Genomic DNA, 12,510 nt, shown 5'->3' with positions numbered 1-12,510 from the left:
ATCTGATCGGCGCCGCGGCTCCGGCCGCGGGAGTACGACCAGGATCACCCTCGATCCCGGTCGACGCCGACGCGACGTGCAGGTAACGTCGCACCGGACCTTTCCCCGCTCCGTGCGGGAGGCGGTCCAGCTGTGGGAGGAGCGCATGATGAGCCCCGCCCGAACCACGACAGAATGAGGAAGAGCAATGGCTCCCAAGAAGAAGATCGCGAGCGTCATCAAGCTCCAGATCCAGGCCGGCCAGGCCACACCTGCGCCGCCCGTGGGTCCCGCGCTCGGCGCTGCCGGCGTGAACATGATGGAGTTCGTCAAGGCCTACAACGACCGCACGGCGGACCAGCGCGGCAATATCATCCCGGTGGAGATCACCGTGTACGAGGATCGCTCGTTCACGTTCATCACCAAGACGCCGCCGGCCGCTGAGCTCATCAAGAAGGCCGCCGGCCTCCAGAAGGGCTCGGCCACGCCGCACACCGACAAGGTCGGCAAGATCACCCAGGCGCAGATCCGCGAGATCGCGGAGACCAAGATGCCTGATCTGAACGCGAACGACTGGGAGGCCGCGGCGAAGATCGTCGAGGGCACCGCTCGGTCCATGGGCATCACGGTGGAGGGCTGACGACAATGGGATTCCGTAGCAAGGCTTTCAAGGACAGCGCGGCCAAGATCGAAGAGGGGCGCGAGTACGCGCCGCTGGACGCTCTCCGTCTCGCCCAGAAGTCCTCTCCCGCGAAGTTCGACGCCTCTGTCGAGGTCGCCATGCGTCTGGGCGTCGACCCGCGCAAGGCCGATCAGATGGTGCGCGGCACCGTGAACCTGCCCAACGGCACCGGCAAGACCGCGCGCGTCATCGTCTTCGCGACCGGCGCGCAGGCCGAGGCCGCTCTCGAGGCCGGCGCCGACGAGGTCGGCGACGACGAGCTGATCGCGAAGGTCGCCGGTGGCTGGACCGACTTCGACGCGGCCGTGGCCACGCCGAACCTGATGGGCAAGGTCGGCAAGCTGGGCCGCGTGCTCGGCCCCCGCGGCCTCATGCCGAACCCGAAGACGGGCACGGTCACCATGGACGTGACCAAGGCCGTCGGCGACATCAAGGGCGGCAAGATCGAGTTCCGCACCGACCGTGCGGCCAACCTGCACTACATCGTCGGCAAGGTCTCCTTCACCGATCAGCAGCTGGTCGAGAACTACGTCGCGGCCCTCGAGGAGATCCTGCGGCTGAAGCCGTCGGCCTCCAAGGGTCGGTACATCTCGAAGATCACCGTGTCCACCACCATGGGCCCGGGCATCCCGGTCGATGTCAACCGCACCCGCAACCTCCTCGGGGAGACCGACGAGGCCTGATCCTCCCGGTCCTCGACCTGGTTCCCCCGGGGCCAGGTGAGGAGAGCATCCGACGCCCCGTCCACCCCTGCGGTGGGCGGGGCGTCGTCGTACGTCGGGACGTGCCGCATCTCCCGGCGTGCAGGGGCGGGCGCCGCGTCCCCTGCGCCCGACACGCCGACCGGTTCCACGGATTCACTCCGTCGGTGGGATGTATGGGTGGAACGGAGATGTCGGGTTCTGCGTGGTTGCGACCGGGTAGGGGGAGAGCCCGCCGGCGGCTGCTCTCCTTGTCCCGCCGTGACCTGCTGTGCGCCGTGGCACGGCTCGGAAGAATTCCTAGACTGGCGTCGTGATCGATCTGCTCACCGTGCATCGCAGTCCTCACCGCCCGGAGGAGATGGTCCGCGGTGCCGGACGCGTGCTCGCCCGGTACGACCATCGCACTCAGGACTCCGGCAACGTGTCCTGGATCGTGCGCACGCCCGAGGCGGACCTGTTCGTGAAGACCGCTGGAGAGGACGCCTCGCCCCCGGACGGCGCGCCGACCCCGCTTCTGGACCATGCCGCGCGGGTCGCCCTGCTGCGCACGGCGGTGGAGATCTCGCGGACCGTCGACCATCCGGTCCTCGCGCGATTGCGGAACGTCGCGGAGACCCCGACCGGGCCGATGCTCATCTACGACCGAGCCCCGGGCCGACTGGTCGGGGTCCCGTCGGAACACAGGCAGGATCCGGGCTCCTCGTATCGGCGGTTCGCGGCAGCGGAGCCCGGGATCCGGCTGGCTGTCTTCGACCAGCTGCTGGACGCCCACCGGGCGCTGGCGGCCGCCGGCTGGGTGGCCTGCGACCTGTACGACGGCTGCCTCATGGTCGACCTCGCGACGACCCGGCTCACGCTCATCGATCTCGACACCTACCAGCGCGGTGCGTTCCCGAACGGCATGGGCACGATGTTCGGCTCGTCCCGGTTCATGGCACCGGAGGAGTTCGAGTTCGGGGCGACCATCGATGCCCGCACCACGGTGTTCACTCTCGGTCGGCTGATCTGCCACTTCGGTACCGGGCTGACCGAGGACCTCGCTGACTTCTGTGGGGGAGGGGCGGCCGGGCGGGTGATCGCCCGCGCGGCCCGTCCCGCCCGCGAGGACCGGTTCGCGAGCGTCGGAGAGTTCGCCGACGCCTGGTCGACGGCGCGCAGCTCCACCCGGCCGTGACGCGGACGGTGCCCGGCGCACGGCACGTCCTGTGACGTGGACGTGGGTGGGGACGTGGGCGAGGGCTCGGTCCTGGACGGTGGACGGGGCCGATGTGATGCACGACGCCGCCCGTCTCGTGGCGCCGCACCCCGGTCCTGGTCTACTCTGGACGCACCGAAGACCGCCGGTCGTCGTCCTCGACCTCGAGGACGACTGAAGATATCCCGTCCGGGATGGCCTGCGCAGGTGAAGATGCGACTCTCGTACGGTCGCCCGCCCGGCCCCGGCCGGTGCCCTCCGGGGCGTGGGCAGTTCGTGCGTCCGAAGCCTCGACACTTGCGTGTCGAGGCTTTTTCCGTTCCAGGACTCCTTCACCCGGTGGCGAGAGACCTCTGGAAGGAGGGCCATGGCGAACCCCGAAAAGGTGGACGCCGTCGCGGAGATCGCGGAACTGTTCCGTGAATCCGACGCCGCCGTCATCACCGAATATCGCGGGCTCAGCGTGGGGGAGCTCCAGGAGCTCCGTCGCGCGCTGGGTTCCGAGACGACCTACGCCGTGGTGAAGAACACGCTCACGGAGATCGCCGCCCGCGAGGCCGGCATCTCCGGGTTCGACGGCACGCTCAGCGGGCCGACCGCGATCGCCTTCATCAAGGGTGAGCCGGTGGAGCCTGCGAAGGCTCTGCGTGACTTCGCCAAGACTCACGAGCAGCTCGTGATCAAGTCCGGCTACTTCGAGGGCACCACGCTCTCGAAGGAGGACGTCCAGAAGCTCGCGGACCTCGAGTCCCGCGAGGTCCTGCTGGCCACGGCCGCCGGCGCCATGAAGGCGTCGATGTCCAAGGCCGCCGCAGTGTTTGCGGCGCCGCTGTCGAAGACAGCACGCACCGTGGACGCGCTGCGGGCAAAGCAAGAAGCCTGAGTCCTCGGACTTCTTCGCCCCCACAGCCACAGCGCTGTCCCCCGGGCCCCGGCAGGGGTGCCCGGACCGCAAGCCCAGGCGCGTGTGCGCCGCTGATCACCGCAGGGACGCAGGTCCCGACAACAGGAAGGAACGCCATCATGGCGAAGCTCAGCAACGACGAGCTCATCGAAGCTTTCAAGGAAATGTCCCTCATCGAGCTCTCCGAGTTCGTCAAGCAGTTCGAGGACGTCTTCGACGTCACCGCTGCTGCCCCGGTCGCCGCCGCGGCTGCCGCCCCCGCCGCCGGTGGCGAGGCCGAGGCCGAGGAGGAGAAGGATGAGTTCGACGTCATCCTCGACTCCGCCGGCAGCGCCAAGATCGCCGTCATCAAGGAGGTGCGCGCCCTGACCTCTCTCGGTCTGAAGGAGGCCAAGGCGCTCGTCGACGAGGCCCCCAAGCCCGTCCTCGAGGCCGTCAAGAAGGACGACGCCGAGGCCGCGAAGACGAAGCTCGAGGAGGCCGGCGCGACCGTCTCCGTCAAGTGATCGCCGGCGCTCGCCCCGGCGCGCGCCTCACCTGACGGCAGTCGCACTGCTCCTGGAAGGGCCGTCCCGCATCTGCGGGACGGCCCTTCCGCTGTCCTCACTCGCGTCCAGTGCCTGCTGACCCGTGTCCCGGCGTCGACCTGTCGGCTCGCTCTCCGCGCACGTTTCGGGTCCCGGGTGCGTTCCGAGCTGCGATGCGGGTCCTGCGGGGTGTCGTGGGGTGGGTCGCGGGTCCTGCGGGTGCATCCCGGGGCACGGCGAGGGCCCGCGGGATCGCATCCACGGGCGTCATATCAGCACGAAGCGCTCGGAGAGGCGATCAATGCTGGCATGGCGCCGGTGGATGCCGTCGCGGTCCGGTCGGCCTGCTCGGCCCGGTCGCTCCGGTCGTTCCAGTCGTTCCGGTCGGCCCGGTCGCTCCGGACTGCCGGGCCCGGAGCGGAGGACCGGGGCGGAGGGCGGGTAGGAGACCGATGGCGCCGACGGCGTCACCGCCGCCGGCCACCGCTGCGACGTGCCGCGACAACCCGACACACGGGCCGCCTGCTTGACTCCTCAGGCATTTGCCTTCATTCTGTTCGCGTTACGGAGGTTGTCCCTCCCCCGGTGCGCCGCTGAGCAGAGCTCGCGGACCAGCGGTGGATCGGACGCCCCGCCGGAGAACTTCCGCGCCAGGCATATAGCGGCCGACGCGGATGGAGCCGGTCGCGCCGCGACCGTTGCGTCCATCCGCGATTTTGTGTATGCTCGGTCCTTGCGCTGTGCGTCGCCCGTGGGTTCTGCTGTTCTGACTGCTCCGGCAGTCCGTATCTCCTGCTCCACCGCCCTGACGGGTGTTCGCCGCGCCTGGGATTCCGTCATCGGCCTGTGGAAGGACCCCCCTTGGCTGCCTCGAGCACCGATCGCACTAACGACATCGCACTCCGCACCGCCTCACCTCGCGTGACCTTCGCGAAGCTCGGCGACCCCATCGACGTACCGGATCTGCTGAGTCTGCAGACCACCTCGTTCGACTGGCTGCTGGGCAACGACCTCTGGCAGGAGCGTGCCGCGGAGGCCGCTGCCTCCGGTCGTGAGGACGTCCCGCAGACCTCGGGTCTCGCCGACATCCTCGAAGAGATCTCTCCGATCGAGGACTTCGCCGGCAATATGTCGCTGTCCTTCCGGGACCACACCTTCGACGACCCGAAGTACACGGTCGACGAGTGCAAGGAGAAGGACCTCACCTACGCCGCTCCGCTGTACGTCATCGCGGAGTTCATGAACAACGAGACCGGTGAGATCAAGACCCAGACGGTCTTCATGGGCGAGTTCCCGCTCATGACCGACAAGGGCACCTTCATCATCAACGGTACCGAGCGCGTCGTCGTCTCCCAGCTGGTCCGCTCCCCGGGCGTGTACTTCGAGGAGAGCATCGACAAGACCAGCGACAAGCGCATCTACAGCACGAAGGTCATCCCCTCGCGCGGCGCCTGGCTCGAGTTCGAGGTCGACAAGCGCGACCAGGTCGGCGTGCGCATCGACCGCAAGCGCAAGCAGTCCGTCACGACGCTGCTGCAGGCCCTGGGCATGTCCCACAGCGACATCCTCGAGGAGTTCGGCGAGTTCGAGTCCATGCGCTCGACGCTCGAGAAGGACCGCATCGCCTCGCAGGACGAGGCGCTCATGGACATCTACCGCAAGCAGCGCCCGGGCGAGCCGCCCACGCGCGATGCGGGCGAGGCCATGCTCAACAACCTCTACTTCAACCCCAAGCGCTACGACCTCGCGAAGGTCGGTCGCTACAAGATCGGCAAGAAGCTCGGTCTCGAGGGCAGCCTCTCCGAGTCGACCCTCCGCCTCGAGGACATCATCGGCGCGATCAAGTACATCGTCGCGCTGCACGACGGCCTCGCGGAGACCACCAGCAAGGATGGCAAGTCCATCCGGGTGGAGACCGACGACATCGACCACTTCGGCAACCGTCGCATCCGCGCCGTCGGCGAACTGATCCAGAACCAGGTCCGCACCGGCCTGTCCCGCATGGAACGCGTCGTCCGCGAGCGCATGACCACGCAGGACGTCGAGGCGATCACCCCGCTGACGCTGATCAACATCCGTCCCGTGACCGCCGCGATCAAGGAGTTCTTCGGGACCTCCCAGCTCTCGCAGTTCATGGACCAGAACAACCCGCTGTCGGGCCTGACCCACAAGCGCCGCCTCTCGGCGCTGGGCCCGGGCGGTCTCTCCCGCGACCGCGCCGGCATGGAGGTCCGCGACGTCCACCCCAGCCACTACGGCCGCATGTGCCCGATCGAGACCCCTGAGGGTCCGAACATCGGTCTGATCGGCTCGCTGGCGACCTTCGCCCGCATCAACCCCTTCGGCTTCATCGAGACGCCGTACCGCAAGGTCACGGGCGGCCTGGTCACCGACGAGACCGTCTACCTCACCGCGGACGACGAGGATCGCCACATCATCGCCCAGGCGAACGCGAAGATCGGCGACGACGGTCGCTTCGTCGAGGAGCAGGTGCTGGTGCGCCTGGCCGGCGGCGAGCCGGACCTGGTCGACGCGGGCGACGTGGACTACATGGACGTCTCGGCCCGCCAGATGGTCTCGGTCGCCACCGCGATGATCCCCTTCCTCGAGCACGACGACGCCAACCGTGCGCTCATGGGCTCGAACATGCAGCGCCAGGCCGTGCCGCTGCTGAAGGCGGAGATGCCGCTGGTCGGCACGGGCATGGAGCGTCGTGCCGCCGTCGACGCGGGCGATGTCGTCGTCGCCGAGAAGGGCGGCGTCATCGAGGAGCTGTCCGCCGATCTCATCCAGGTCATGGCCGACGACGGCACCCGTCAGACCTACCCGATCGGGAAGTTCCAGCGCTCCAACGCCGGGAACTCCTACAACCAGCGCGTGCTGTTCGACGAGGGTGACCGCGTCGAGACCGGCTCGATCCTGGCCGACGGGCCGTCGACCGATCAGGGCGAGCTGTCCATGGGCAAGAACCTGCTGGTCGCCTTCATGTCGTGGGAGGGCCACAACTACGAGGACGGCATCATCCTGTCCTCGCGCCTGGTCCAGGACGACGTCCTCACCTCGATCCACATCGAGGAGCACGAGGTCGACGGCCGCGACACCAAGCTCGGCAAGGAGGAGATCACCCGGGACATCCCGAACGTCGGCGACGACGTGCTGGCCGATCTCGACGAGCGCGGCATCATCCGCATCGGCGCCGAGGTCGAGCCGGGCGACATCCTGGTCGGCAAGGTCACCCCCAAGGGCGAGACCGAGCTGACCCCGGAGGAGCGCCTGCTGCGCGCGATCTTCGGTGAGAAGGCCCGCGAGGTGCGCGACACCTCGCTGCGCGTCCCTCACGGCGAGTCCGGCACCGTCATCGGCGTGCGCGTGTTCACCGAGGACGAGGACGGGGACATCCTCCCCACCGGCGTCAACGACATGGTCCGCGTCTACGTGGCCCAGAAGCGCAAGATCACCGACGGTGACAAGCTCGCCGGCCGTCACGGCAACAAGGGCGTCATCGCGAAGATCCTGCCGGTCGAGGACATGCCGTTCCTCGAGGACGGCACCCCGGTCGACATCATCCTCAACCCCATGGGTGTGCCCGGCCGTATGAACATCGGCCAGGTCATGGAGACCCACCTGGGCTGGGTGGCCAAGGCCGGTTGGGACCTGGACCCCAGCGACCCCAACGCCGCCGAGCTGCCCGAGGCGGCTCTGCACGGCGAGCCCGACACTCCCGTGGCGGTCCCGGTCTTCGACGGCCTCTCGGCCGAGGAGGTCACCGGCCTGATCGCCAATCACCGTCCGAACCGGGACGGGGTGCGGATGGTCAAGGAGGACGGCAAGGCGCAGCTGTTCGACGGCCGCTCCGGCGAGCCGCTGCCCGAGTCCATCTCCGTGGGCTACATGTACATCCTGAAGCTCCACCACCTGGTGGACGACAAGCTGCACGCCCGCTCGACGGGCCCGTACTCGATGATCACGCAGCAGCCGCTGGGCGGTAAGGCCCAGTTCGGCGGCCAGCGCTTCGGCGAGATGGAGGTCTGGGCCCTCGAGGCCTACGGCGCCGCCTACGCCCTGCAGGAGCTGCTGACCATCAAGTCCGATGACATCGCGGGCCGCGTCAAGGTCTACGAGGCCATCGTCAAGGGCGAGAACATCCCGGAGCCCGGGATCCCGGAGTCCTTCCGCGTGCTGCTCAAGGAGATGCAGTCGCTCTGCCTGAACGTCGAGGTGCTGTCCAGCGATGGCACCGCGCAGGACGTCAAGGAGAGCGACGAGGAGGTCTTCCGCGCCGCGGAGGAGCTCGGCATCGACCTGTCCCGCCGGCCCCACGAGGGCGTCGGCTCCATCGAAGAGGTCTGAGGGACGCGGGCCGGGCCCGACGACGCGAGCCGTCGTCGGCCCCGGCCCCGCCCTCGACCCCCGTTCCCTCAGACACCACTCTTCCGATCGAGAGAAGGACACCTGTGATCGACGTCAACACCTTCGACGAGCTGCGCATCGGCCTCGCGACCGCCGACGACATCCGCGGCTGGTCCCACGGCGAGGTCAAGAAGCCGGAGACCATCAACTACCGCACCCTGAAGCCCGAGATGGACGGCCTGTTCTGCGAGCGCATCTTCGGCCCCACCCGGGACTGGGAGTGCTACTGCGGCAAGTACAAGCGCGTGCGCTTCAAGGGCATCGTCTGCGAGCGCTGCGGCGTGGAGGTCACCAAGTCCTCCGTGCGTCGTGAGCGCATGGGTCACGTGGAGCTCGCCGCTCCCGTCACCCACATCTGGTACTTCAAGGGCGTGCCGAGCCGCCTCGGCTACCTGCTGGACCTCGCGCCGAAGGATCTCGAGAAGATCATCTACTTCGCCGCGTACATGATCACCTCGGTGGACGAGCAGGCTCGGCACGAGGACATGCCCGACCTGCAGGCGCGCTACGACCTCGAGGTCAAGGAGCTCGGCAACGACCGTGACGCCGCGCTGAACGACCGCGCCGTCTCCGCCGAGAAGGACCTCGCCCAGCTCGAGGAGGAGGGTGCCAAGGCCGACGCGAAGCGCAAGGTCCGCGACTCCTCCGAGCGCGAGCAGGCCCAGATCCGCAAGAAGTTCGACGCGGAGATCGAACGCGTCACGGCCATCTGGGAGCGGTTCAAGACCCTCAAGGTCGCTGACCTCGAGGGCGACGAGCAGCTCTACCGCGCCATGAAGCTGCGCTACGGCACCTACTTCGAGGGCGGCATGGGCGCCGAGGCGCTGCAGCGCCGCCTGCTGGACTTCGACCTCGACTCCGAGGCCGAGGCCCTGCGCGAGGTCATCGCCACGGGCAAGGGGCAGAAGAAGGCCCGGGCGCTGAAGCGCCTCAAGGTCGTCTCCGCCTTCCGCTCGACCACCAACGCCCCCGCCGGCATGGTCCTGGACTGCGTCCCGGTCATCCCGCCGGACCTGCGTCCGATGGTGCAGCTGGACGGCGGCCGCTTCGCGACCTCGGACCTCAACGATCTGTACCGTCGCGTGATCAACCGCAACAACCGTCTCAAGCGGCTGCTGGACCTCGGCGCGCCCGAGATCATCGTGAACAACGAGAAGCGCATGCTGCAGGAGTCGGTCGACTCGCTGTTCGACAACGGCCGTCGGGGCCGTCCGGTCACCGGACCGGGCAACCGCCCGCTGAAGTCGCTGTCCGACATGCTCAAGGGCAAGCAGGGACGTTTCCGTCAGAACCTGCTGGGCAAGCGTGTGGACTACTCCGCCCGCTCCGTCATCGTCAACGGTCCGCAGCTGCAGCTTCACCAGTGCGGTCTGCCCAAGGGCATGGCGCTGGAGCTGTTCAAGCCGTTCGTCATGAAGCGTCTGGTCGAACTCAGCCACGCGCAGAACGTCAAGGCCGCCAAGCGGATGGTCGAGCGTGCCCGCCCCGAGGTGTGGGACGTCCTCGAAGAGGTCATCACCGAGCACCCGGTGCTGCTGAACCGCGCGCCGACCCTGCACCGTCTGGGCATCCAGGCCTTCGAGCCGCAGCTGGTGGAGGGCAAGGCCATCCACCTGCACCCGCTGGTCTGCGCCGCGTTCAACGCGGACTTCGACGGTGACCAGATGGCCGTGCACCTGCCGCTGTCGGCGGAGGCGCAGGCCGAGGCCCGGATCCTGATGCTGTCCAGCAACAACATCCTCAAGCCGTCCGACGGTCGCCCCGTGACCATGCCCGCCCAGGACATGATCATCGGTCTGTACCACCTCACGACGCGCCGCGAGGACGTCGCCGGCGCCGGCCGTTCCTTCGGCTCCGTGGCGGAGGCCATCATGGCCTTCGACCGTGAGGACCTGCACCTGAACGCGCCGGTGAACATCCGCTTCACCGACGTGGTGCCGCCGAGCGACTGGGAGGTCCCGGAAGGCTGGACCGAGGGTGATCCGATCCTCCTGGACACCACCCTCGGCACCGTCTACTTCAACGAGACGCTGCCGGTGGACTTCCCCTACGTCCAGGGCCAGGTCGGCAAGAAGCGCCTGGGCGGGATCGTCAACGCCCTCGCCGAGCGCTACGACAAGGGCCAGGTCGCCGCATCGCTGGACGCCCTGAAGTCCTACGGCTTCTCCTGGTCGACCCGCTCGGGCGCCTCCTTCGCGCTGTCCGACGTGGTGACCCCGCCGAACAAGGCGGAGATCATCGCCAGGTACGAGGCGAAGGCCGCACAGGTCCAGGAGAACCGTGACCTCGGCCTGGTCTCCGAGACCGAGCGCAACATGGAGCTCATCGACATCTGGACCGAGGCGACCAATGAGGTCGACGAGGCCATGCGGGAGAACTTCGACCCGACCAACACCATCTACCGGATGGTGGACTCGGGCGCCCGAGGCAACTGGATGCAGATCCGTCAGATCGCCGGTATGCGCGGTCTGGTGAACAACCCCAAGGGCGAGATCATCCCGCGTCCGATCCTCTCCAACTACAAGGAGGGGCTCTCGGTCCTGGAGTACTTCATCGCCTCGCACGGCTCCCGCAAGGGCCTGGCGGACACCGCGCTGAAGACCGCTCAGTCCGGCTACCTGACCCGTCGTCTGGTCGACGTCTCGCAGGACGTCATCGTCCGCGAGGACGACTGCGGGTCCACCAAGGGCCTGATGCTGCCGATCGGGGTCGAGGAGGCCGGTGCGCTGCGCCTCCACGAGCACGTGGAGTCGACGGCGTACGGACGCGTGCTGGCCACCGCGGCGATCGGCGCCGACGGCACGGAGGCGGCCCCGGCCGGCTCCGAGGTGGGCGACGTGCTCATCGAGCAGCTCGTCGAGGCCGGCGTGCGCGAGCTCAAGGTCCGCTCCGTGCTGACCTGTGACTCCGCAGTGGGCACCTGCGCCAAGTGCTACGGCAAGTCGCTCGCGACCGGCCAGCTGGTCGACATCGGCGAGGCCGTCGGCATCGTCGCGGCCCAGTCCATCGGTGAGCCCGGCACCCAGCTGACCATGCGTACCTTCCACTCCGGTGGCGTGGCCAGCGCGGACGGCGACATCACGCACGGTCTGCCCCGTATCCAGGAGCTCTTCGAGGCCCGGACCCCGGCCGGCTTCGCGCCGATCTCGGAGTTCGCCGGTCGCGCGGAGATCGAGGAGAACGACAAGCAGCGCCGGATCACCGTGACCCCGGACGACGGCTCGGACCCCGTGACCTACACGGTCTCCAAGCGCGTCACCCTGCTGATCGCGGACGGCGACCACGTCGCCGTCGGCCAGCAGCTCTGCCAGGGCTCGGTCGATCCCAAGCAGGTCCTGCGCATCCTCGGCCCGCGGACGGTGCAGCAGCACCTGGTGGATGAGGTGCAGAAGGTGTACATCAGCCAGGGTGTGGACATCCACGCCAAGCACATCGAGGTCATCGTGCGCCAGATGCTGCGTCGCGTGACGATCATCGAATCCGGTGACACCGACCTGCTGCCCGGCGACTTCGCCGAGCGGGTCATCTTCGAGCGCGAGAACCGGCGGATCCTGTCCGAGGGCGGCCAGCCGGCCTCGGGCCGTCCGGAGCTGATGGGCATCACCAAGGCGTCGCTGGCGACCGAGTCGTGGCTGTCGGCGGCCTCCTTCCAGGAGACCACCCGCGTGCTCACCGAGGCCGCCCTGAACCGCAAGAGCGATCAGCTCATGGGGCTCAAGGAGAACGTCATCATCGGCAAGCTCATCCCGGCGGGCACCGGCCTGTCGCGGTTCCGTCGCATCGCGGTCGAGCCCACCGACGAGGCCAAGGCGCAGATGTACCAGGTGCCCGGCTACGACGAGCTGGACTTCTCCGGCTTCGGGCAGACCGGTGCCGTCAACCTCGACGACATCGACTACGCCGACCCGTTCCGCACCGACTTCCGCTGAGTCGCCAGGAGCGCTGAGGGGCCGTTCGGCACCTCGGCACCACGACGAGGGGCGGTCCCACCACACGGTGGGGCCGCCCCTCGTCGCGTGTCCCGCACCACGCCCAGTGAGTGCACAGCGGGCGCTGACGTGACCTGGAGGACTCGGATGTTCACGGGAGGGTAAAGACCTCTTGGGCCC

The 12,510-nt window shown here is 68.3% G+C and carries 7 protein-coding genes; all 7 read left to right on the top strand.

All coding sequences use genetic code 11. From position 1 onward, the window contains the following. The first annotated feature begins 187 nt into the window (after positions 1-187). The 7 genes from rplK (at position 188) to BH708_RS08560 (ending at position 12,330) form a co-directional block, all read left to right on the top strand. A complete protein-coding gene (rplK, locus tag BH708_RS08595) occupies positions 188-619 on the top strand; it encodes a 50S ribosomal protein L11 (protein WP_076808123.1) in 432 nt (143 codons plus the stop codon). A 5-nt stretch (positions 620-624) separates the two neighbouring features. Beyond that, a complete protein-coding gene (gene rplA / locus BH708_RS08590) occupies positions 625-1,344 on the top strand; it encodes a 50S ribosomal protein L1 (protein ID WP_076808121.1) in 720 nt (239 codons plus the stop codon). Between the two features lie 331 nt (positions 1,345-1,675). Further along, positions 1,676-2,539, top strand: coding sequence for a serine/threonine-protein kinase (locus tag BH708_RS08585; protein ID WP_076808119.1), 864 nt, complete (start codon positions 1,676-1,678; stop codon positions 2,537-2,539). A 388-nt stretch (positions 2,540-2,927) separates the two neighbouring features. Continuing rightward, on the top strand, positions 2,928-3,443 hold the full coding sequence (gene rplJ / locus BH708_RS08580) for a 50S ribosomal protein L10 (RefSeq protein ID WP_076808117.1): 516 nt from the start codon (positions 2,928-2,930) through the stop codon (positions 3,441-3,443). Positions 3,444-3,583: 140 nt separating this feature from the next. Next, positions 3,584-3,970 (top strand): 50S ribosomal protein L7/L12, encoded by a 387-nt coding sequence (gene rplL / locus BH708_RS08575; protein WP_076808115.1) that lies wholly within the window; start codon positions 3,584-3,586, stop codon positions 3,968-3,970. An 882-nt stretch (positions 3,971-4,852) separates the two neighbouring features. Further along, complete coding sequence (rpoB, locus tag BH708_RS08565; RefSeq protein ID WP_076808112.1) at positions 4,853-8,341, top strand: DNA-directed RNA polymerase subunit beta; 3,489 nt, start codon at positions 4,853-4,855, stop codon at positions 8,339-8,341. A gap of 104 nt (positions 8,342-8,445) precedes the next feature. Beyond that, entirely contained in the window at positions 8,446-12,330 is a 3,885-nt protein-coding gene (locus BH708_RS08560; RefSeq protein ID WP_076808110.1) for a DNA-directed RNA polymerase subunit beta', read from the top strand. The last annotated feature ends 180 nt before the right edge of the window (positions 12,331-12,510 follow it).

It is taken from the genome of Brachybacterium sp. P6-10-X1 (assembly GCF_001969445.1).
GTDB lineage: Bacteria > Actinomycetota > Actinomycetes > Actinomycetales > Dermabacteraceae > Brachybacterium.
The sequence above is the reverse complement of the archived record's forward strand: the minus strand, read 5'-3'. Positions and strand labels throughout refer to the sequence as shown.

Excerpts from the sequence above, each read along its gene's own strand:
- rplL (WP_076808115.1), top strand. The coding sequence starts at position 3,584 with ATGGCGAAGCTCAGCAACGACGAGCTCATCGAAGCTTTCAAGGAAATG.
- rplJ (WP_076808117.1), top strand. The coding sequence starts at position 2,928 with ATGGCGAACCCCGAAAAGGTGGACGCCGTCGCGGAGATCGCGGAACTG.
- rplA (WP_076808121.1), top strand. The coding sequence starts at position 625 with ATGGGATTCCGTAGCAAGGCTTTCAAGGACAGCGCGGCCAAGATCGAA.
- rplK (WP_076808123.1), top strand. The coding sequence starts at position 188 with ATGGCTCCCAAGAAGAAGATCGCGAGCGTCATCAAGCTCCAGATCCAG.